Genomic DNA, 23058 nt, shown 5'->3' with positions numbered 1-23058 from the left:
CTGCAAAATGACTGGTTTCCAGCTGTTTTGCAGCATTTGTTTTAATAGGAGAATTTCAAATTTTAAAAGCTGATGTGAAATTCTTCTTTATGCGGAAAGGATAGAAAACTATGAATCAATCACAGAAAATTTATGATCTGATTATTCTCGGCGGCGGCTGCGCGGGATTGACGGCGGGTATCTATGCGGGCCGGGCCAAGCTGAGAACACTGATTATTGAAAATCATCAGGCGGGCGGACAGGCGGCAACCACGGATGAAATCGCCAATTACCCGGGATTCAAGACAGTCACCGGGCCCAAGCTGATGGAGTCCATGCTGGATCAGGCGAAATCCTTCGGCGCGGAATTTATGACAAGCCAGGTGATAAAGGCTGATCTGGGCAGTGAAGTGAAAGAAGTGAAGACCGAGTCGGGGACCTTTCGGAGCTGGGCCGTAATCCTGGCCACCGGAGCCAATCCGAGGAAACTGGGATTTGAAGGAGAAGAGGAATTCCGGGGCAGAGGCGTGGGATACTGCGCGACCTGTGACGGTATGTTTTTTGAAGGCAAGGATATCTTTGTGATCGGCGGGGGTTACAGTGCCGCTGAGGAAGCCCTGTATCTGACACGTTTCGGCAGAAAAGTTACGGTTCTCGTGCGCAAGGATAAGTTTCGGTGCGCAAAATCCATCGCAGATAAAGTCCTGGCCCATCCCAAAATCGAAGTTCGTTTCCATACGGAGCTGATGCGCGTTTACGGAAATGAACTGCTGGAAGGGGCTGTTTTCAAGAATAACCAGACAGGGGAGCAGAGCGAATATAAGGTTTCTGAGGAAGACGGAACCTTTGGCGTCTTCGTCTTTATCGGCTATCAGCCGGATGCGGAACTCTTTAGAGACCAGATAGAGCTGGATCCGGAGGGCTATATCCTCACCGATGAAACGATGCAGACCAGCGAAGCCGGAGTTTTCGCCGCGGGAGACGTGCGTCCGAAGCTGCTGCGGCAGCTGGTTACAGCTACAGCGGACGGAGCTGTGGCTGCTACCCAGGCGGAAAAATACGTTTTGCATATAAAAGAGGAAAAGGGCATAGAAGAAACCTATCCTCAGGAAGAACCACCGATAGAAGAAAAGAAATCCGCAGAGACCGGGGCCCATACCGATCATACCGGGCAGAGGGACGGTCTGGAGCCGGAGGTCCGCGCCCAGGTCATGGCTGTCTTTGAAAAGCTGAATAAAGATATAACGATCGTTACCATCAAAGATGAAAAAAATGAAAAGTCCGCGGAGCTGGCGAATTTCCTCGACCCAATCTGCAGTCTTAGCCCTCATCTGCATCTGCAGGTTCTGCGGCCTGGCGAAGATTCGGAGATGGAAAAGAAAATTCGCTTTGACCGGCTGCCGACAGCGGCTTTTCTCGACAGCAGCGGCGCCTATTCGGGAATCAAGTTTTGCGGAATCCCGGGAGGCCATGAATTCAATTCCTTTATTCTGGCCATCTATAATCTGGCGGGACCGGGCCAGGAAATGAGCGCGGAACTGGCTGAGCGGGCGCGAAATATCCAGGCGGACACTCGTATTCGGATATACGTTTCCCTTTCCTGTCATTTTTGTCCGGAGGTGGTGGCTGCTGCCCAGCATCTGGCTGCCACCAGCAGAAAAATCGAAGCGGAAATGATTGATATCGGTCTCTTTCCGGAATTGAAAAAAGAACTCAATCTCATGAGCGTACCGGCGATGACCGTCAATGGACAGAAACCGGTGTTTGGATCAAAGACGAAAGAGCAGATCATGGATTTAATTGAAAAGGCGAGTGGAGAAGATGAAAAACAATAAAAGGCTACATTACGCCTGGTGGGTTCTTACAGGAGTAATCCTCATACGAGGTTTCGCAGGGGGAGGTCTCAACATGACCTCCAGCCTGTTTCTGGCCCCGGCCGCAGAAGAAATCGGCACAGGAATCGGCAGCCTGTCCGTTTATCTGAGCATTACTTCTGTGGTGATGGTACTCTGGCTTCCCACCGCAGGAAAATTGATTAACCGGTATGAGGTGAGAAAAGTCGCTGCCGCCGGAGCAGCTCTGCAGGCCCTTTCCTTTGCGGGGTTCGGTCTGATGAAAAACGTATACGGGTGGTACCTGCTGGCGATCCCCTACGCCATGGGAGCGTCTCTCATCGTTAACCTGCTGGGGCCGATTCTCATCAACCGCTGGTTTGCGAAAAACGCAGGAACCATGCTGGGAATCCAAATGGCCTTTGTAGGGCTGTTCGGCGCTGTGCTGCAGCCGCTGACTTCCGGCTTAATTGAAAAAAGCGGGTGGCGTTATGGATATTTGGCCGCAGGGACGGTGTCTTTTTTGATTCTCCTAGCTGTTTCCGTTTTGCTGCTGCGGGGAAGGCCCCAAGATAAGGGATTGGAACCTTATGGAGAAACAAAGGGGGAGAAAAGAGAAGAAAACGGCTTTGGCAGTGAGCTGGCTGTTTCAGAAAAAACGGCGCTTCACTCAGCGTCCTTCTATCTGCTGCTTCTGTTTATGATTGCCATCACAGGGGCCGGTGTATTTACGCAGCACATACCGATCTATGGGTCAGTTTTGGGGTATTCGGTAAAAGCTACCGGTACGGCGCTGGCTTTCGCTTCTGTGGGCAGCGCCATCGGCTCCATCGCCATCGGTATGGTCAGCGACAGAATCGGAAGCCTCAGGACCTGCTACGGGCTGATCGGCATCGGTATTCTGGCAGTTCTGGCCTTTTTCATCAGCCCGTCCGGCTTCCTTGTTTTTGGGACAGCCACCTTTCTGCACGGACTGGTCAGCTCGGGAATCATGGTGCTGGCTCCAATCCTGACACTGCAGTTTTATGGGCGCAAAGACTATGAAAAAATCTATGCGAAAGTTTCAATGGGCGCGCCGCTGGCATCCATCATTCTCATACCTGCTTACGGCTTTATCTATGACCTTACCGGGAGCTATATCTATGTGCTTTTTGGAATTCTGGCCCTGCTGATCGCCGCCGGACTGTGCATTGGCTTTGGCTGGAGAAAACGCTGTACCATTGAAGGCTGCCCCGGATGGAGAAAGTGATCGCACAGCGTTTTTTGCCTTGTTACGGTGAGACCGATATCATCTTCAATCCGTAAAAAGTAATTTGTATAACGGCGGTATTGGTTGCTATCTACACGTATATAACTTATAATATAAAGTTATAGGAAGAACACAAAATAGCAGCATAGAGGTAGTTATCATATGAAGAAACGGATGAGAACAGGCAGTGTTTTACTGATTGCAATAATATTATTATTCTCTCTGGCGGCAGCGCCCGTCTTTGGAGCAGAAGATACGGCAAAGGGCGAACAGCAGCAGGTGCTGACTGTGGCCTTTCCTGAGACAAAAGGCCTTCAGGAAGTGTATAAGGACGGTACGTACGGAGGCCTTATTTATGACTGGCTCATGGAAATTGCCAAATATACGGGATGGAAGTATAAATTCGTGACAGGCGATGTGGAGGAGCTGCTGACCGGAATGGCCGAAGGCAAATATGATCTGATGGGAGGCATGCTCTATCAAAAAGAATACGAGCAGTACTTTGCTTATCCCCAGTATGCCGTTGGCTCCAATTATTGCCTTCTGGGCAGCAGAAAAGACGATTCGTCGATCAAGAGTTTTGATGTAACCACCTTAAACGGTAAAACAATCGGCGTGTATAAAAAAGCTGTCGGCAAAATCGAGAGACTGAAGGTGTTCCTCAAGGCCAACCAGCTTACCTGCAAAATCAAGGAATATGAGGATGTAAAAGCATATGAAAAGTGTTTGGATAATAAAGAGACGGATTTGATACTGACCAGCGACGCAACGCTGAAAGACACCTATAACGTCTGTGCCAGGTTTACCGCGGAATCCTATTATATCGTCACCAAAGCAAGTGACACAAAGAGCTGTGAGCAGATGAACCAGGCAATTGAAAAGATCTATGAGGCCAACCCCAATATGGCCGAGGAACTATACGATAAATATTTCCCCAACGCATACAGCAATTCCATTGATCTTTCAAAGGAAGATAAAGATTATATCAAAAAATCCGCTCCCATACGGGTAGCCGTACTTAAAGACGGGTATCCTCTTACCTATATTCAGCATGGAGAGCTAAAGGGAATCGTCCCCGAAGTCTACGAACTGATCCGGGGCCTTACGGGCCTGAAGTTTGAATATGTCTATGCCAGCTCGTACGCGGACGCAATGGAGCTTATGCGAAGCGGGAAGGCAGATATCGTGGGAAGCTATCTGAGCGATTCCTATCAGGCAAACGGCCAAAAGCTGGTACTGACAAAGCAGTACGCGCAGCTGAACACCGTAATCATACGAAATAAGCGGGCAGAACTTTCCGGCGGTGATCTGACTGTCGCGGTACCAAAAGAGATGTCGGCGCCCAACGATGGAAATCATAAAAAGATAGCCTATTATGAAACCTTTAAAAAATGCCTCGATGCAGTGGACGCAGGCGATGCGGATTACATGGAGATCCCATCGGCTTTGCTGGAGTCCCTTTTTACCAGCCACTATTACGCAAATGTGACGCCGAGCGCGGTCGGTGATCAGCAAATGCCGGTTTCCATCGCTATGAGCGACAAGCCGGATGTGGAACTGTATTCAATTTTAAGCAAGGCAGTCAACAGCCTGGATGAAAGGAAGGTGGAAAGTATCAGGCAGCAGAACCTGATTTCCTCTCAAATCAGCCAGCCGGACCTGAAAACGATGCTGTACTCCCATATCGGAGCAGTTGTCGCCTTCCTGATCGGATTTGTGATCCTGTTGATTATCGTATTCCTCACGATCGGCCGTCTCAGGCTGAAAAGCAGGGAAATGGAACTGAAGCTAGAGAAAGCCGAAGAAACGGCACAGGCCAAATCGGACTTTTTATCCCGCATGTCCCATGAAATCCGGACTCCGATGAATGCGATCATAGGGCTGACCTCTTTGAGCAAGAGAATCGACAATGCCCCCGACAGCATAAACGAGAATCTGGAAAAAATCGATACCTCGGCTAAGTTTCTGCTTTCTCTTGTCAACGACATATTGGATATGTCCAAACTGCAGAGCAATAAAATGACCATAGAAAGCGAGCCGTTTTCTTTAAAGCAGCTTCTTGTGCAGATAGAAGATATCTTTTCCCTGCAGGCGAAGGAAAAAGACTTGCAGCTCGACTTTTCATACAGCCTGACGGAGGACGGTTTTATCGGAGATAAGACCAGGCTGGCGCAGGTAATGGTGAATCTTTTATCCAATGCCTGCAAGTTCACGCCAAAGGGCGGTCGGATCGGCTGCTCTGCAGAAGAAAAAAAGCGCGATAACGATCGGGCACTTATAGAATTTCGGGTTAAGGATACCGGAATCGGGATACCGGAGGAAGATATTGAACGGATTTTCGGCTCCTTTGAGCAGCTTTCGCAAAACGATGGCAGCGTCCAGGGAACCGGTTTGGGTCTGGCGATCAGCAGCAATCTGGTCCAGCTCATGGGCAGCAGGCTGGAAGTAAAGAGTAGACTGGGCGAAGGCTCGGAGTTTTTCTTCACCCTGGAACTGCCGCTGTCGGCGGAGGGGGCGAAAGCCTATGAACGCCCGGACAATGTGAATAAAGAAAAGCAACTGTCAGGAATGAACATTCTTCTGGCGGAAGACAACGATCTCAATGCGGAAATCGCTATTTCCCTGCTGGAGCTTGAAGGCGCGGAGGTGTTCCGTGCTGCTGACGGACAAAAGACCGTAGAGATGTTTTCCACTTCAAAAGAAGGATTTTATCAGGCAGTGCTTATGGATGTGCAGATGCCGATCCTCAACGGGCTTGAAGCAGCCTCCCGGATCCGGGGGCTGGACAGAAACGATGCCCAGGAGGTTGGGATCATCGCCATGACGGCCAACAGCTTTAAGGAGGACAGAGAAAAAGCTCTGGCAGCAGGGATGAACGGATTCATCGCCAAGCCATTTGAGGCGGAGGATTTGATCGTAAATCTGCTGGCATATAAAAAGGTCTTTATCTGAGGAAAGGGATGGGAGCGTCGCAAATGACAGATCATTTTAAGGACATGAGAAAAGTGCAGGAGGTACTCAGGCAGGCCCAGACCGGCTTATGGGTCATCGAACTGGAAAATGGGAAAGCTCCCAGATTCTTTGCGGACAGCATCATGCAGGAACTGCTGGGGCTGGAAGAGGATCTGACGCCGGAGGAATGCTACCAATATTGGTACGAACGTATTGAGCCTCCATACCGCCCCATGATTCAGGCGGCTGTGGAAAAGATTTCCCAGGATGAACATGCCGAGGTGCAGTACCCCTGGGCGCATCCCAAGTGGGGCAGGATCTTTATTCGCTGCGGAGGCGTAGGAGATGAAGGCTTTCAAAACGGAATCTGCCTGCGGGGATATCATCAGAATATCACCAATACAGTCATGCTGAAGCAGGAATACGAGGCCGTCATGACGGCCGCTCAGGTAGCCATATCACAGATCTACACCCTGGTCATCAGTATTGACATGGCGAAAACAGAATACAAATGTATCCATTATTCGGGTAAATCCCTTCATCTGGAAAGCTGCGGCCCTTTTGAGGACTTCTACAGACAGATGAGCCTCAAAATGCCCACGGAAGATAAAGCCATCTTTGACAGCATGCTCGATACATCGGAGTACAGGAAAAATGAATATAAGGATGGTATGTTCCGGCTCTGTGACGATATGGGCGAACTGCACTATTATACGTATTATTCGGCGCATATTCGGCAGGATATGGAGGAACGCGTCCTGATTACGGTGCGGAATGTGGATGACAAGCAGGAGGCCAAAAGGAGAGAAGACGTTTTGGCGAACCTTTGCCAGTGCTACTATTCCATCTACCTCTTTGATTTGGAAAACAATATTGAAGAGCCGATCTGGCAGGAAACAATGATCTACCGGCAGAGGGAATTCCCCAAGGGAAATCTTCATACATACTACAATAAATTCGTAGACAGGTATGTTTTAAAAGAAGATCAGGAGAAGATGCGCAGAGCAGGAACTCCGGAATTTCTCAGGCGGGTTCTTTCCGCAGCGCAGCCGGTATACGACGTGGATTTCCGGAGAATTTATCCGGACAGCATTCAGTGGGTGCGCGCTCGGTTCAGTGTTGCGGAAATAAAAGACGGAATTGTTACCAAGGCCGTCTTTGCCAATATGAACATTAATGAACAAAAGCTGAAAGAATTGGAAGAAGAACAAAACAAGAAACTGTATTTTGAGTATCAGAATATCATACAGGGGTTATCCTCCTTTTATCATTCCGTGTTCTATATAGATTTAGCGGAAAAAACGTTTCAAGCGTACAACTGGCTCCGGGATCTGTCCGTACGGATGGGGGAGAATGACAGCTACCCGGATTTGATTGAAACCTGCTGTCAGTCGTTTATTTATGAAGAGGACCGTCCCGCTTTTATCAGAGAGCTTTCCGCAGAGGAGATCGTGAGCAGAATCAGCGGCGGAGATACCTTCTACTCGCTGGAATTCCGCAGGGATTACGGGGGATTTTTCGGATGGATGCGGGTGCATATCATTCTTGCGGAGACCCGAAACGGCGTTCCGGAAAAGATTATCCTCGCTTCCCATAGCGTAGAGGAGGAAAAGGAGCAGGAAGAGCGAAACCGAAGGGCGCTTCACGCAGCCTACGAAGCGGCTAAGGACGCCAATGAAGCGAAAAGCAGTTTTCTGGCGCAGATGTCCCACGATATCCGTACTCCTATGAATGCGATTCTGGGTATGGTCAGCATTGCGTCCGCCCACACAGATGATCCGGAAAAAATCCGGGAGTGTCTGAAAAAAATCACAGTATCCGGAAACTATCTGCTGAACCTCATCAATGAGATACTCGATATGTCAAAGATTGAAAAGGGACAGCTGGAGCTTTCGGAAGAGCCATTTTCCCTTGCCGAAGTAATGCAAGAGCTCACCGATATGACCAGGCCTGAGGCACAGGCCAAAAGACAGAACATCGAGTTCCGGGCTGCGGACATTGTCCATGACAGGCTTCTGGGCGATACGGGAAGGATCCGGCAGGTGATGGTCAACCTGATCGACAACGCAGTGAAATATACCATGGCGGGCGGCAGCATTTTTGTGGCAGTCAAAGAAAAACAAGTGTGTATGCCCGGCCGGGGATGCTTTGTTTTCACTGTAGAGGATACAGGCATTGGCATGGATGAAGATTTTTTAAAACATGTTTTCCTGCCCTTCTCCCGGGCTGATGACGCCCAGGTCCGCCATATGCCGGGAACTGGGCTGGGAATGTCCATTGCTCAGGGGATTGTTTCCGCCATGCAGGGAGATATCCGGGCGGAGAGCGAAAAGGATAAAGGCAGCCGGTTTACGGTGACTCTGTATCTCAAACTCGATGAGGACAGGAAGGAGCCTGTATCCGAAGGCGCAGATTCTTCCCAACGGGAAGAGCAGGAGCCCCGCATCAGCAGTGAGCAACGGAAAGGCGTGCGTATTCTGCTGGCAGAGGACAATTCCCTTAACATGGAAATTGCCCGCACCATTCTTGAGGAGGCCGGATTTACGGTGGACGGCGCGGGAAACGGGCTGGAAGCCTTCCGTATGTTCTCCGCATCTGCCGCAGGCACGTATCAGGTGATTCTGATGGATCTGCAGATGCCGGTTATGGATGGCTACACAGCGACAAAGGAGATTCGCAGATGCGGTCATTCGCAGGCGGAGAGCATTCCCATCATCGCTCTGACAGCCAACGCCTTTGCGGAGGATATCGCCAAATCTCTGGCAGCAGGGATGAACGATCATGTTTCCAAGCCCATTGATTATGAGGCGCTGATCTCAATCCTGGATCGGATCAGCCTTGGATCGAAGGAGTGATCCCCGCTGACCGCCTGAATATATGACAATCGTGTGGAGAAATGCTATAATGTTGCTAAAATGAGAAACTATATAAAAGTTTATGATAAAGTACCGGAGGTGTGGTATGGGAAAAATTGAGGGACTTAGAATTCAGAATTTCGGTCCCCTTAGGGATATTGTTATGGGAAAAACGCTTTCCAATCAAAATGCTGAAACGCTGAATAATATAACAGCAATTATTGGAGCAAGTGGAAATGGAAAAAGCACTTTATCGGATGTCTTTGGATTTATAGCAGATTGTTTGGAACTGGGTGTTGAAGCCGCATGTGATGAAAAGAACAGAGGGGGATTTCATCAGATTCGTTCACAGGGAGTGGACGAACCGATTGCGTTTGAATTATATTATAGAGAGACAAGCAGAACGCATCCGATTATTTATGAATTGCATATAGATGAGGATCCGATGGGACGCCCTTACGTAAAGGCAGAACGCTTAAGAGAAAGAGTAGAAGGACAAGGACGACTGCTATCTTTTTTCTACCTTCAAAATGGAAAGGGGTACGCATTTGAGGGAACAGAAGGAGGAGCTGACGAAGAAGGCAGGAGTGTAAAAGGGAAGAAAGTTGAGATGGAATTGGCGGACGTTAGAAAACTGGGTATTGTGACATTGGGCGCAATGAAGCAATATGAACGCATTGAGGGGTTTTTGAACTTTTTGAAAAGCTGGTATTTATGTTACTTTTCACCGGATGAAGCCAGAAAGATACAGACAGCGGCACCTCAGCCTTACCTCAATCGAACCGGAAGCAATCTTAATAATGTTGCGCAATATATGTATCGGGAAAACAAAAAGGAATTTGAAAAAGTATTAAGGGAGATTCAAACAAAACTCCCTGGTATTGAAAAAATAGAACCGGTACGGTTTGATAATGGCCAGATGATGTTGAAGTTTTGGGAGACAGGATTTAAAGAAGCGTTTTATTCTCCCAAAATGTCAGATGGTACTTTGAAATTATTTGCATATTATTTACTGCTTCATGAAAGTAATCCACGGCAGCTTGTATTTATCGAAGAGCCGGAAAACGGATTATATCACCAGTATTTAAATTTGTTAGCAGATGAAATGATACAAAGTGTGGGAAGCGGATTTTCTAAGCAGTTATTTGTGACGACACATAGTCCTTTTTTTGTAAATGCCCTCAGCCCAACTGATGTTTGGGTATTAACAAAAGGAGAAGATGGTTTTGCTATGATCAAAAGAGCAACAGAATATCAATTTGTTGAAGCCTTGTCAGAAGAAGGCGTTCCGCTAGGGGATATGTGGTACAACAAATATTTTGGATAATAGGGAGATAGGAGTATGTATTTTCAATTTTTAATTGAAGATCGGTCAACGGAAATTCTGGTTGGTCATGTGATGGAAAAATTGCAATTAGTGTATCCGGAACAGTCGATTTATTTTAATACGAAAGCGTTTACGGGAATAGGCAACCTTAGAACAAAGGGAGATTTAATGGAACGCAAAGGGGGCAATTTATTAGATAATCTTTATCGGTATTTAAGAGGGTTTGACAGATGTCTACAAGAGATGAATGGAGCAGCAATAGTAATTATTCTGGATAATGACAGGCGTGATACAAAAGAGTTTATGCAACAGTTGGAACGGGTGGCCCAACAATCGATCATGATAACAGATCATGTTTTTTGCGTTGCAGTAAAAGAGATGGAAGCATGGTTGTTGGGAGACGAAAATGCGATCATGAGAGCTTATCCAAATGCAAAAACAAAATTTTTATCAGGTTATGAGCAAGATGGACTTGTTGATACGTGGGAAGTTCTGGCAAATATGATTTATCCAGGTGGACTGGCAGAGCTTAAAAAGAAATCTAAAAAAAGTTATAGCGCAACTGGAAAAGCAAAGTGCGAATGGGCGGATAATATTGGGAGAGAACTTTGTTTTGAGGAGAATATATCACCGAGTTTTCAACATTTTATTCAAGAACTAAAAGTTAGAATGAAAGTGGCGTAGATTCATGGAAAACACGTCTGAAAACAAGAAAAACAAATCGGCGGAGACAACAACAAAACATATATGTCTGGGCATCCTTGCCCACGTAGACGCCGGCAAGACAACTTTATCGGAGGCGCTGCTGTACAGCAGCGGAAGCCTGAGGAAGATCGGAAGAGTCGATCATGGGGATGCCTTTTTAGACACGGATAGTCTGGAGCGAAAGAGAGGAATCACCATCTTTTCCAAGCAGGCCCGTTTTGTGCTGGGCAAAAAAGAGGTAACCCTTCTGGATACCCCGGGTCATGTGGACTTTTCATCGGAAATGGAGCGCACGCTGCAAGTGATGGACTATGCCATCCTGGTTATAAACGGCGCGGACGGCGTTCAGAGCCATACCCTTACCCTGTGGAAGCTGCTGGGCCATTACGGGATTCCCGTATTCCTGTTTGTCAACAAGATGGATCAGCCGGCCACCGATAAAAACAAACGGATGGACGAGCTGAAAAAGCGGCTGGACGACAGATGCGTCGATTTTGGCGCGGAAAAGGAAAACGAAGCTCTGTTCTGTGAAGAACTTGCCATGTGCTCTGAGGAGCTTATGGAAGAATATCTGCAGACAGAGGCGATATCCGCAGGGCATATCGCGGAGGCCGTCAGAAGCAGGAAAGTCTTTCCCTGCTATTTCGGTTCGGCGCTGAAAATGGAAGGAATTGAGGAGTTTCTTGCAGGCATGGACCGATTCTCCGTCTGCCGGGAATATGGGAGTGCATTCGGAGCCAGGGTGTATAAGATCAGCAGAGATTCCCAGGGCCGCCGTCTGACCCATATGAAAATCACAGGAGGCAGCCTGCGGGTAAAGGATCTTCTTACCGGCGGGAACGGAGAATGGGAAGACAAGGTCGATCAGATTCGGCTCTATTCCGGCAGCCAGTTCAAGACAGCGGATCAGGCTGGTCCGGGAACCATCTGTGCGGTTACGGGCCTGGAAAAAACCTTTGCCGGCGAAGGTCTGGGAAAGGAAAGCAAAATCCTTACTCCCGTTCTGGAGCCGGTGCTGAACTATCAAGTGCTGCTCCCGGAGGACTGCGACGCCCACAGTATGCTGACAAAGCTCCGCCAGCTGGAAGAGGAGGAGCCGCAGCTGCGCATCGTTTGGAATGAAAGGCTGGGAGAAATCCATGCTTTGCTCATGGGCGAAGTGGCTGCGGAAATCCTGAAGAGCAGGATCTCGGAGCGTTTTGGCATAGAAGTGGAATTTGGCTCCGGCAGTATCGTGTATAAAGAAACAATCGAAGAACCGGTAGAGGGTGTGGGACATTTCGAGCCGCTGCGCCATTATGCGGAGGTTCATCTTCTTTTGCAGCCCGGTGAGCGGGGCAGCGGGCTGGTCCTGTCCGCCGACTGCAGCGAGGACCTGCTGGACCGCAACTGGCAGCGTCTGATCCTGACCCACCTGGAGGAAAAGACCCATATCGGAGTTCTGACAGGGTCAGAGGTTACAGATATGAAGATTACCCTGATTGCGGGAAAGGGCCATCTAAAGCATACGGAAGGGGGAGATTTCCGGCAGGCTACCTATCGGGCGCTGCGTCAGGGTCTGAAAAAAGCGAAAAGCATCCTTCTGGAACCGCTGTATGATTTTCGTCTGGAGGTGCCGCAGGAGATGGTGGGACGGGCTATGGCCGATATCCAAAGGATGGACGGCAGCTTCCTTCCTCCCCAAACAGAAGGTGATACGGCGGTACTGACCGGAACGGCTCCGGCAGCTTCCATGGCTCAGTACCAGAATGAAGTAGTCATGTACACAAAAGGACGGGGAAGCCTGTCCTGCGCCTTTAAGGGATACGGTCCGTGCCATAACCAACAGGAGGTGATCGAGGCCAGAGGCTACGATTCGGAAAAGGATACGGAGAATCCCACAGGATCAGTCTTTTGCACCCATGGGGCAGGCTTTAACGTCAGCTGGGATCAAGTGGAAGAACATATGCATGTGGACAGCGGCTGGCGGCCTCAAAAAAAGGAACCACAGGTTTCCCCTGAACCGCATTTCTCCAGTCATCGGAGCTCCGGTCATGGGGATGATAAGGAGCTGGAAGAAATCTTTACCAGAACCTATGGGGAATCAAAAAGACAGAACGCCCGGTTCCAAAGGCCGCTGGACCCAGCGGAGAAAATGCCGGATTTCCTGAAAAGGCAGCAGGAATATAACCAGGAAGAACCGCGGGAAAAATATTTGCTGGTGGATGGATATAACATGATCTTTGCCTGGGATGAACTGAAAGAGCTGGCTAAGGTTAATTTAGACAGCGCCAGGGAACAGTTGATCGAAATTCTCAGCAACTATCAGGGTTATAAAGGAGACACTTTGATTGTAGTCTTTGATGCCTATAAGGTGGAAGGGGGCAAAGGCTCCGTTGAAAAACACGGCGATCTTTACGTAATCTATACAAAAGAGGCTGAGACAGCCGATCAGTACATTGAACGGGCGGTGAATAAAATCGGCAGAACCCACGATGTAACTGTCGCCACTTCTGACAACATGGTGCAGATGATTATATGGGGAGAGGGTGCGATGCGTATTTCCGCCAGAGGGCTCAAAGAAGACATCGAAGCCGTCAATCAGGCCATTCGCAGCAATTACCTTGACCGAAGCGGCGAAAGGCACCGGCCTCTTGAAAAGCTGGAAGATAAAATAAAGAAGAAAAACGAGGTTTGATATGCTGCTGTGCGGTGGATTTTATTTGGATATGGAAATAAATATCTTTCCGCACAGCACTTGTGTTTTCAATGAAAATTTAGTATTATTGAGACAGCAGGCTTTGACAGGAAAGGTGGAATAAGGATGGGGACTCTGGATGATTTATATATTACAATTACATCAGACGAGCTCCTTTTTTTTGTCCCTGTTTTTTATATAAAAACCGTCGAAAGGAAAGACAGCAGGGAAGAGGACATTCCTTTTGTTGACCTGGCAAAGCTGACAGGCGCTGATGAAGAAAGAAAAAATAGCGGCTATCGGCTGCTGCTTTCTCATGAGGGAAGAACATTCGCTTTGACGGCGGAGCAGGTTGGCAATCTGCGCACAGTTCCCAGGGAGGCGCAAAGACCGCTGCCTGATTCAGTGCGGACTGATGAGAACCGTTATCTGTCGGCAATCGTGCCCATTGAAAGCGAAGATGAATCCGGGCGGGAGCTGCTGGCCTATGTTCTGGACCCAAAGATCCTGTATGAAAGCGCGGCAGCTGCCCGGCCGGATCTCGAAGAACCAAAAGGAAACAGCTAAATGGAATATATAACCGCAATAAATGAAAACAGGACCCTGTATATTGAAAAGAACAAAGTGGCGGCTATTCTGGCGCAGCCACGGATACAAAGGGTTCCCGGGGCAGGGGCAAATATCAGAGGAATATCCCTTTATGACGGACAGATCGTGGTTTACTACCGATTGGGAGATGGTGAAGGATGCGGAATCATAATAAAAACAGACGAGGACGGCTTAATGGGAATCACTGCGGAATATCCGTCGCAGGACGATATCGAACCCAGTGCTCTTACAGCAGTAATGCCGGGAATATGGGAGATAAAAAGTGATTAGGCTAGAAGAACAGGAATTTGCCGACATCGTAGAATACATGCTCGGACATTATGGCATCAATCTGGAAAAAAAGAAAGTCCTCATTGAATGCAGAATGGCAAGAGAACTGGAGAAACAGGGAATGACCTCATTCCGCGGCTATTTGGAGCTTCTGAAAAAGGACCGGACCGGAAAGATTGCTGATGAAATGATCAATCGGCTTACTACCAATTATACCTATTTTTTCAGGGAAGTGAACCACTTTCAGATCCTCAAAAGCGAGATCTTTCCGGACCTCTTTCAAAAGAAGCAGTTCGGGACTGTAAATATCTGGTGCGCAGGCTGCTCTACGGGGGAGGAATGCTACACTCTGACCATGACACTGCGGGAATACACGGCACTGACAGGGCAGTCGGCCAGCGTGCGCATTCTGGCAACGGACATATCGGAAGACGCCCTCCGCCGGGCCCGGGAGGGTATCTATCCCATCCGGGAGATAGAGAGCATTCCCCTGAATCTGCGGCAGGAGTACTGTCATGTGACAGAAGATAAAAAAAGCTTTCGTATAGACGACAGGCTGAAAGAAAATATTTGTTTTAAAAGGCAGAACCTGATGGACCCGGCGGCAGCGGAGAAATACGATTTAATTTTGTGCAGAAATGTGATGATCTATTTTGACAGAGCCTCCAGGAGAAAGCTGATTAAAAAGCTGGAAAACTGTTTAACTCCGGGTGGGTACCTTTTGATCGGCCATGCGGAACTGCTGGCCAAAGAAGAAACCTGTCTGGAATCCGTACATCCGGCAGTATATATGGCAAATGGGAAAGAGAGGAAGAACCTATGAAGAAAATCATGATTGTAGACGATGCGATGTTTATGAGAAAAGTTATACGCACCAACCTGGAAAAGGGTGGATATACACAGATCCTGGAAGCGGAAAACGGAGAGCAGGCTCTGGAACTCTTTAAAGAAGAAAAGCCGGATCTGGTTCTTCTGGATATTACCATGCCGGGAAAATCGGGCATACAGGTACTGAAAGAGATCGTTTCCATGGAGCCGGAAGCAAAGGTCATCATGTGCTCTGCCGTAGGACAGGAAATGATGATTACACAGGCCATTGAAGCCGGGGCCAGCGATTTTATCGTAAAACCTTTCAATGGCGATGAGTTTATGAAAGTCGTAGAAAACTGGATGCCGGAAAGAGCTTAAAAGGGAGATAATCAATGAAAACGTATTTCAAAAACTTAAAAATAAGCAGAAAACTGATTCTCGCCTTTTCGATCATCATTATTTTATATATTGCTACGGTTGTGATCGCAATCAGCAATTTTAATTCCATGTCCAATCGAGTAGAAAAGCTGTATAATGAGCCGTTCGCCAACGTACAATCATCTCTTCAGGCAATTGCCAACCTGCAGGCAGTGGGCCGGAACCTGACGATTCTGACAGCAACCGATAAGACGGTTGATGAGGCCGCATACCTGGAGGAAACAAAAAAACTCGCACAGTCCGTAAACGACGAGATTGAGCAATTAGCATCAGGCTATGTGAGCGGTGAGGAGAAGGTAAGCGTCCTGAAAGAGCAGTTCCCCCAACTGGCGGTGAAACGGGATAATGTGATCGCACTGCTTGACGCAGGTAAAGATCAGGAAGCGCTTACCGCATATCTTAATGATTACGAACCTGAGGCTGCGAAAGTAAGGGCTACGCTGTCGGATGTGGTGCAGTTGTCCATTGAAGACGCGGAGCAAAGCCTGGAGCAAGGGCAGCGGACGGATGTGCGGATCGTCATTTTGATCTCGGTGATAGCACTTGTCATACTGGCCTTTACAATCGTAATCGGCATCACCATAACCAGAAGCATTGTCAGACCGGTCAATGAAGTGAAAAAAGCAGCCAATGCCCTTGCCAACGGGGATCTCAGCACACAGCTGTCCTACACCTCGCAGGATGAAATGGGTGAACTGGCTGATGACGTGAGAGCGACCGCGGCCGCATTGAGCCTGTACATTTCAGAAATCACAAAAAATATGTCAGAGCTGGGAAAGGGAAATCTCAACTATCATACGGATATTGCCTTTAAAGGAGATTTCATCGAACTGGGAAAAGTTCTCAATGAAATCAGTGACCTGCTGAGGGATTCCATCCACCAGATCGGAGTCAGCGCCGAACAGGTTTCCGGCGGATCCGAGCAGGTGTCCAACGGCGCTCAGGCCCTGGCGCAGGGCGCTTCGGAACAGGCAGGTTCCATTGAAGAACTGGCGTCCAGCATCAACGATATTTCCGACAGCGTGCAGTCCAACGCCGATAACGCGGTTAAATCCAGTGAAGCGGCCGACGCGGTAGGAAACAGCATTGTAGCGAGCAACGAACAGATGAAGGCCGTGACGGATTCAATGCGGGAGATGGAACTCAATTCAAATGAAATCAATAAGATCGTTAAGGAAATCGATGAAATTGCCTTCCAGACGAATATATTGGCTCTGAACGCCTCCGTAGAAGCGGCCAGAGCGGGAGAAGCCGGCAGAGGTTTCTCTGTTGTAGCTGATGAAGTCCGTAGGCTGGCGGCCAAGTCATCGGAAGCCTCCAAACTGACAGCGGACCTGATTAAAAAGAATACGATGACCGTAAATGAGAGTATAGAAGCTGTGGATTCCGCGGCGCAGGCTCTCGGGGAATCCGTTGAAGGAGCAAAGTCCGTCAACCGGATGGTAAGTACCATTTCAGAGGTTTCCGTTCAGCAGGCTGAGGCGATTCTGCAGATAAGGCAGAGCGTGGAACGGATATCGGAAATCGTACAGGGAAATTCGGCTACTGCCGAGGAAAGCGCGGCTGCCAGCGAAGAACTGTCCGCACAGGCGCAGATCCTCAAGGAACTGGTAGAAAGATTTGAAATTTAGACTGTAAAATGAAGGAGACACAATGGGCAAATATACGGAGTTGGATCAAATCTCATTGGATGTTCTCGCTGAGCTGGGAAACATCGGAACCGGCAATGCGATGACATCGCTTTCTCAAATGACGGGACATTTACTGGAGATTGAGATCCCGAGAGTGGAAATCGTGAAATATCAGGAGATTTCCCGGATCGTGGGAGAAGCGGAAGAGCTGCAGACCGGTATCCTGGTTCAGGTATCGGGAAAGCTGGAGGGGATGTTTCTTTTTCTGCTGAGCGAGACTTTTACCCAGAATATTCTGCGGGCTGTCCTGGGAGGAGAAGAACGCGACCTCAACGCTTTGGATGACATGGATCGGTCCCTGATCTGTGAGATGGGCAATATCATGTGCGGTTCTTACATACGGGCGCTGTCCCAGCTGCTGGATCTGGAGATGAATGTGACGGTTCCGGAGATGTGCATTGACATGGGCGGGGCGATTCTGAGCGTGCCGCTGTCCCGGTATTTAAAGATCAGTGATGATATCCTGCTGATTGAAAACAAATTCCGCATGGGCGGACAGTCTTTCATGGGACGTATACTGTTTCTGCCCGAATTTGAATCTCTCCAAGCGATGCTTTCGAGTATCAGGGAGTGACGAAATGAAACAAATCACAGTAGGTTTAGCGGAAGGAAAGATTGCCGAAGAGAATCAATTTCTGATATCTTACGCACTGGGATCCTGTGTGGGCGTATGCCTGTATGACAAGGAGAGAAAGATCGCCGGCATGGCCCATATCATACTTCCGGGAAAGATGGAATCCAGGGATCAGACGAACCCTTACAAGTTTGCCGACGAAGGGGTAAAGGCATTGATCCGGGATATGAAAAGACACGGAGCAAAGGAATCACAGCTGATTGCCAAGATCGCAGGCGGGGCAAAGATGTTTTCTGTCCCGGGCTGGGAATGGGAGATCGGCGAAAGAAATATAAAGGCCGTTAAAAAGGCTCTCTCGGAAAGGGCGATACGAATAGCGGCGGAAGACACAGGCAAGAATTACGGAAGAACAATTTCTTTTTTTGCTGATGACGGGAGGCTGGAAGTCAAATCCATCAAACAGCAGCTGAGGATATTGTAGAGTCGGAGGATATATTTATATGGATGATAAGAAAACGAATCAGATAGTCCTTGTGGTGGATGACAGCATTCTAATTTGCAATCAGGTACAGATGGCGCTGAAAGAAGAACCCGTCTTTGTCTGTGAGGCCCATTCTGGGAAAGAGGCGGTGGAACTGATCCGGCAATATCAGCCGGACCTGATCCTGCTGGATGTAGTCCTTCCGGACATGGATGGCTATGAGCTGATGGAAAAACTGAAAGCAGCGGATCAGAACGACGCCCTGGTCATATTTCTTACCTCAAAAGATAAGGATGACGATGTGGTGAAAGGCTTTTCACTGGGGGCCTGCGATTATATAAAAAAGCCTTTTGCTCAGGCAGAGCTGCGTTCGAGAGTCTATGCCCATCTGCAAATGAAAATACAGAAGGACGAACTCAACCGACAGAATAAAGAGCTGAAAAACAGTATGGAAAAGCTCAACTACATGGCGTTTCGCGATGGTCTGACGGGCCTGTATAACCGCAGATATGTAGTCGGCGACCTGATGGAGGACATCCGTACAAAGGAGAGCGGCGAACGAAAAAACGTTCTGATTCTGGCGGATATTGATGACTTTAAAATCATAAACGACACATATGGCCACGATGCCGGAGATATGGCGCTGGTTTGTATTGCCAATATTCTGGAGGCCAATTGCCGCGGGCATAAAGTGGTGCGCTGGGGCGGAGAAGAATTTCTCATCGTTCTCTTCGATGTGACGGAACAGGAGGCATACCAGCTCAGCGAGAAGATCCGCAGAGAAATTGAAGCGTTCCCGATCTTCCACGGAGAGGATGAATTCTTCTGCTCCATAACGATGGGCCTTCACGAATATCAGGAGAAGGAAGGCATTGAAGAAAGCATCGCCTGTGCCGATAAAGCCCTGTACCGGGGAAAGCGGTCGGGAAAGAACCGCAGTGTCTGGTATGAAAGTAAAGAGTGGATGGAGTAGGGAATGGGATATTTTGATTCGGATGCTGAAGAAATGCTGCAGGTATATCTGCTGGAAACCCGGCAGCTTACCGGACAGCTGAGCACAGTTCTTTTGGACGCGGAAAAAAACAATTGTTTTACTCAGGAGGATATTCACAGTATCTTTCGGGTTATGCATACGATAAAAAGTTCCTCGGCGATGATGGGACTTACGGAAATGTCTTCCATGGCTCATAAGCTGGAAGACCTTTTTGCATTTTACAGAGAGCAGAACGGCACTGTCGAACAGCCGAAAGCGGAGCTTTTTGACCTGCTTTTAGATGCCCTCGACCATATGGAAGATGAGATGGAGCGGATGAGTCAGGAAGACTACGCTCCCAAAAGCACGCAGGAGATCGAGGAACGGGCCGCGGCGTATTTGGAAAAAGCAGCGGGTGAGGAAATCCGGCTTCCGGAGTCTGAGGAAACGACAGAGGAAGAGCAGGGAATTCCCGGCGGCCTGGAAGAGAAAGACGGCATTGTAGTCAGAGTGGTTTTTGAAGAAAACTGCCGTATGGAAAACATTCGGGCTTATATGCTGGTCCGGCAGATCAGCGGACTTTGTTCCTGCGTGGAAACGTATCCTCCCAATCTGGAAAAAGCGGCCGACGGAGCGGAGTATATCAATAAAAACGGAGTGTTTATCCGCTTTGAAACCCAACAGGAAGAAGATGTTTTAGAATGTCTTTCAAAAGGGCTGTTCGTAAAAAACTGCGAGATAGTTTCACAGGAAGAGAAGCCTCAGAGGCAGGAGCTGGGGCAGGAAGAAGAAAAGCCCGCGGCCCGGCAGGAAAGCAGAGATGCTGAATTTATCAGCGTGCGCTCCGACCGTCTGGATAAATTGCAGAATCTGACCGGAGAAATGGTTATTCAAATGCTCAACCTGGACAGCGGGCTGACAGAAGCAGGCATGGACGACCTGAAAGAGGGAACGGCGTATCAGATCAATCGCCTGATCTATGAAATGGAACGGACGGTTATGGAGATCAGACTGGTTCCCCTTGAAAAGCTGATACCAAAGCTGAGGCGGACCCTGAGGGATATCGGCAGAGAGCAGCATAAGGAAATCGACCTGGCGGTGAACTGTGCCAATATCGAAGCGGACAAAAGCGTAGTGGATCTGATTTCCGAAGCCCTGATACATTTGATCCGCAATGCGGTAGACCATGGGATTGGGACTCCTGAAGAACGTCTTGCCGTCGGAAAAAAGAGAAGAGGCACCATCACTTTCTCCGTTGAAAGTATGTCGGGAGAACTGCTGATATCGGTCAGCGATGACGGCAGAGGCTTGGATGAGGAAAAAATTCTTGAGAAAGCCAGAGAAAAGGGGCTTTTAAATAAGCCGGCGGAAGCCTATGGCTCCGATGAGATCTGCGAATTGATCCTGCAGCCGGGCTTTACGACCAACCAAGAGGTGACGGCCTATTCAGGCAGAGGCGTCGGGTTGGATGTGGTAAAGAACACTGTGGAAGAGATCGGCGGACAGCTGCATATACATAGTGAAGCGGGAGAGGGCAGTAAGTTTATAATAACTGTGCCTATGACTCTGGCAACGATGGAATGTACTCGATTCCAGGTGGGAGAATACCGTTTTTCCCTTCCGTCGCGCTATGTATTCCGGTTCATGGATTACCGGTCCAACCGGGAAAACATCCGGGAAACCAACGGCCGGCAGTACATCCTTTATGAAGACCGCATGGTGCCCCTGATCGATCTTAGGAAGTTTTACCGAATGGAGAGCAGCGCCCCCGATTCGTCGATCGTTATCTATGTGAAGAATGTGGAAAAAGAAGGCTGTGTTTTAGTCGATTTCATGTATACGCAGAAAAGAGTCGTCGTCAAACCTCTGCCGCCCCTTATGGGACCCGATTTTCGAAAGCGGACGGGAATCACCGGATTCGGCACCATGGGAGACGGCGTTGTCTGCGCTGCTCTGGACCCCGGCCTTTTAATAAGCCAGTATGAGAGGGAGGCAGTCTATGACGTCCAACAATAAGAACGAATTGCTGTTGCTGTCAGGGGAAGAAAAGAATTATGCCGTGGAATTTTCCTATGTTACGGAAATCTGTTTTGATTTGCCAATATCCCGAATTCCGGCCTTGCCCGATGGGTTTCTGGGGATGAGCAATTACAAAGGGAACATTGTGCCGATCATTGAACTTAAAAACGGCGGTGCGGCCATACAGCCTGTGATCCTGATTATGCAACATCTAAAATACCAGTTTGGCCTCCGGGCGGAAGCACAGCTCAATATCATTCCGGCCGGCGCTGCCGCAATCGTACAGGAAAGCGGATCTTCGGGCGAAGACGATGCGGACCTATGGAGGGAAAAAGGGCTGTACCGTTATGAAGGAAAGCTGATATCCCTCCTTGATGTCGAGCGGTCGATTGAAGGGATACTGCTGCTGTAGAGCGGGTTAGGAGAGAAAACCAATGGAATTTGAAATCAAATATCAGTTCGATCCGGTCTTTGAAACTTTGGGGCTTTTGTACAATTGCGCCAGCCCCCAGGACCGGGAAGAGGTGATTCGGCAGCTCAATGAACTGGGCGTTGACGGTGAAAAATTTTATAAAAAGTATGTCAGACTCATCGAGCGGTATGTGAAAAATTTCAAAAAGCATATGGTGCCCTGTCAGGCAGAACATTCGGACTTTCTGTTCGGTGGAGGCGAAGAGTTTTTTCTGCTGCTGGCCGTGCTGATCGCGGAAAATCAGCACTGGCTGGAATCCTTTGAATCCGCCGGCGACGAGGAGATCCGAAATATGACCGGTTTCCTGCTGCGGGATGATGAAGAAAAGGTGACCTCCCTCAGAGAAGCACAGTGTCCGCAGCTGCCCGATGAGAAGGAGCTGATTTCCTTTCTTTCGAATCTGCCGGCGGAGGAAGGCCTAAAGTGGCATTTGCTGGAGTTTATGCGGCGTCCAAAATACTGGGTTTCCATATTGCTGGAGATGATCCGGGTCAATATCCCGGCCTATGAGAAGGCCTGCTCCGAGATGTCCAAAGCGCTGGAACCCTTCCTGCGCAGCTACAAACAATACGATGACAGGCAGTTTTCCGAGCTGGTGGGGATCTGCGCGCCAGGCGCCTCGGTTTATCCGACTCTGATTGCGGGAATGTCTCAGCAGGTCTACTATACAAAGTGCTACCAGGGCGTTTTCATGGAATTTTTAATAAAAAAAGGCAGCGGCAGCGATGAGAGAAAGGAACTTGTCATCACCAGGATGAAAGCGCTCAGCGACAGAAGCAAGCTGGATATCCTCTGCGAGCTGAAAAAATCCAGAAAATACAATCTGGAACTGGCGGAAGCCATGAAACTGTCTCCGTCTACCATGTCCCACCACATGAACGTACTCTTTGCCTGCGGATTTGTAGGCGTGGAGAAAAAAGACGGGAGGATTTATTATTACCTGCGTCAGGAGGCGGTGGAAGAGTATTTGGACCATATACGGCAGCTGCTGCTGTAAAAAAGTATGAATAACGGAATGTTGAAGGGCGTATGGAGAAAAGCTGTTTTCTCTATGCGCCCTTTTTGCGGTTCTTTAAGGGAGGAGAGAAATCCGCCGTCCTTCTTTAGAACGGTGTTTGATATAAATAAAATATAGTTGACGAAAA

The 23058-nt window shown here is 48.7% G+C and carries 18 protein-coding genes; all 18 read left to right on the top strand.

Features of this window, described 5'->3' with window-relative positions:
- Positions 1-110: 110 nt before the first annotated feature.
- The 18 genes from trxB (at position 111) to NE619_RS09215 (ending at position 22910) form a co-directional block, all read left to right on the top strand.
- Positions 111-1814, top strand: coding sequence for a thioredoxin-disulfide reductase (gene trxB, locus NE619_RS09300; protein ID WP_256132138.1), 1704 nt, complete (start codon positions 111-113; stop codon positions 1812-1814).
- Positions 1801-3060, top strand: coding sequence for an MFS transporter (locus NE619_RS09295; RefSeq protein WP_256132137.1), 1260 nt, complete (start codon positions 1801-1803; stop codon positions 3058-3060). The genes trxB and NE619_RS09295 overlap by 14 nt, the downstream gene beginning before the upstream one ends.
- A 162-nt stretch (positions 3061-3222) precedes the next feature.
- Positions 3223-6012, top strand: a complete 2790-nt coding sequence (locus NE619_RS09290) for an ATP-binding protein (protein ID WP_256132136.1) — start codon at positions 3223-3225, stop codon at positions 6010-6012.
- Positions 6013-6035: 23 nt separating this feature from the next.
- Positions 6036-8867, top strand: a complete 2832-nt coding sequence (locus NE619_RS09285; RefSeq protein WP_256132135.1) for a hybrid sensor histidine kinase/response regulator — start codon at positions 6036-6038, stop codon at positions 8865-8867.
- A gap of 106 nt (positions 8868-8973) precedes the next feature.
- The gene (locus NE619_RS09280; RefSeq protein WP_256132134.1) at positions 8974-10194 is read left to right on the top strand and encodes an AAA family ATPase; all 1221 of its coding nucleotides are present in this window, start codon (positions 8974-8976) and stop codon (positions 10192-10194) included.
- A gap of 15 nt (positions 10195-10209) precedes the next feature.
- The gene (locus NE619_RS09275) at positions 10210-10878 is read left to right on the top strand and encodes a DUF4276 family protein (protein ID WP_256132133.1); all 669 of its coding nucleotides are present in this window, start codon (positions 10210-10212) and stop codon (positions 10876-10878) included.
- Between the two features lie 4 nt (positions 10879-10882).
- Positions 10883-13576, top strand: a complete 2694-nt coding sequence (locus tag NE619_RS09270; protein WP_256132132.1) for a translation factor GTPase family protein — start codon at positions 10883-10885, stop codon at positions 13574-13576.
- 126 nt (positions 13577-13702) lie between these two features.
- Positions 13703-14143, top strand: a complete 441-nt coding sequence (locus tag NE619_RS09265) for a chemotaxis protein CheW (protein ID WP_256132131.1) — start codon at positions 13703-13705, stop codon at positions 14141-14143.
- Positions 14144-14455 carry a phosphoglycerate mutase gene (locus NE619_RS09260; RefSeq protein WP_256132130.1) on the top strand — a complete coding sequence of 104 codons (312 nt, stop codon included), beginning with the start codon at positions 14144-14146 and terminating at the stop codon, positions 14453-14455.
- Positions 14448-15278, top strand: a complete 831-nt coding sequence (locus NE619_RS09255; protein ID WP_256132129.1) for a CheR family methyltransferase — start codon at positions 14448-14450, stop codon at positions 15276-15278. The genes NE619_RS09260 and NE619_RS09255 overlap by 8 nt, the downstream gene beginning before the upstream one ends.
- Positions 15275-15643 carry a response regulator gene (locus NE619_RS09250; protein ID WP_256132128.1) on the top strand — a complete coding sequence of 123 codons (369 nt, stop codon included), beginning with the start codon at positions 15275-15277 and terminating at the stop codon, positions 15641-15643. Before NE619_RS09255 ends, NE619_RS09250 begins: the two co-directional genes overlap by 4 nt.
- A gap of 14 nt (positions 15644-15657) precedes the next feature.
- Positions 15658-17334, top strand: a complete 1677-nt coding sequence (locus NE619_RS09245) for a methyl-accepting chemotaxis protein (RefSeq protein ID WP_256132127.1) — start codon at positions 15658-15660, stop codon at positions 17332-17334.
- A gap of 22 nt (positions 17335-17356) precedes the next feature.
- Positions 17357-17968: a chemotaxis protein CheC gene (locus NE619_RS09240; protein ID WP_256132126.1), complete on the top strand. Its 612-nt coding sequence runs from the start codon at positions 17357-17359 to the stop codon at positions 17966-17968.
- Between the two features lie 4 nt (positions 17969-17972).
- A complete protein-coding gene (locus NE619_RS09235; RefSeq protein WP_256132125.1) occupies positions 17973-18449 on the top strand; it encodes a chemotaxis protein CheD in 477 nt (158 codons plus the stop codon).
- 19 nt (positions 18450-18468) lie between these two features.
- Positions 18469-19422, top strand: coding sequence for a diguanylate cyclase (locus NE619_RS09230; RefSeq protein WP_305146610.1), 954 nt, complete (start codon positions 18469-18471; stop codon positions 19420-19422).
- 3 nt (positions 19423-19425) lie between these two features.
- A complete protein-coding gene (locus tag NE619_RS09225; RefSeq protein ID WP_256132124.1) occupies positions 19426-21438 on the top strand; it encodes a chemotaxis protein CheA in 2013 nt (670 codons plus the stop codon).
- Positions 21422-21853, top strand: coding sequence for a chemotaxis protein CheW (locus NE619_RS09220; RefSeq protein WP_256132123.1), 432 nt, complete (start codon positions 21422-21424; stop codon positions 21851-21853). The genes NE619_RS09225 and NE619_RS09220 overlap by 17 nt, the downstream gene beginning before the upstream one ends.
- Before the next feature lie 22 nt (positions 21854-21875).
- On the top strand, positions 21876-22910 hold the full coding sequence (locus NE619_RS09215) for an ArsR/SmtB family transcription factor (protein ID WP_256132122.1): 1035 nt from the start codon (positions 21876-21878) through the stop codon (positions 22908-22910).
- Positions 22911-23058: the final 148 nt, after the last annotated feature.

The organism is Anaerovorax odorimutans (assembly GCF_024459955.1).
Taxonomy (GTDB): domain Bacteria; phylum Bacillota; class Clostridia; order Peptostreptococcales; family Anaerovoracaceae; genus Hominibacterium; species Hominibacterium odorimutans_A.
The sequence above is the reverse complement of the archived record's forward strand: the minus strand, read 5'-3'. Positions and strand labels throughout refer to the sequence as shown.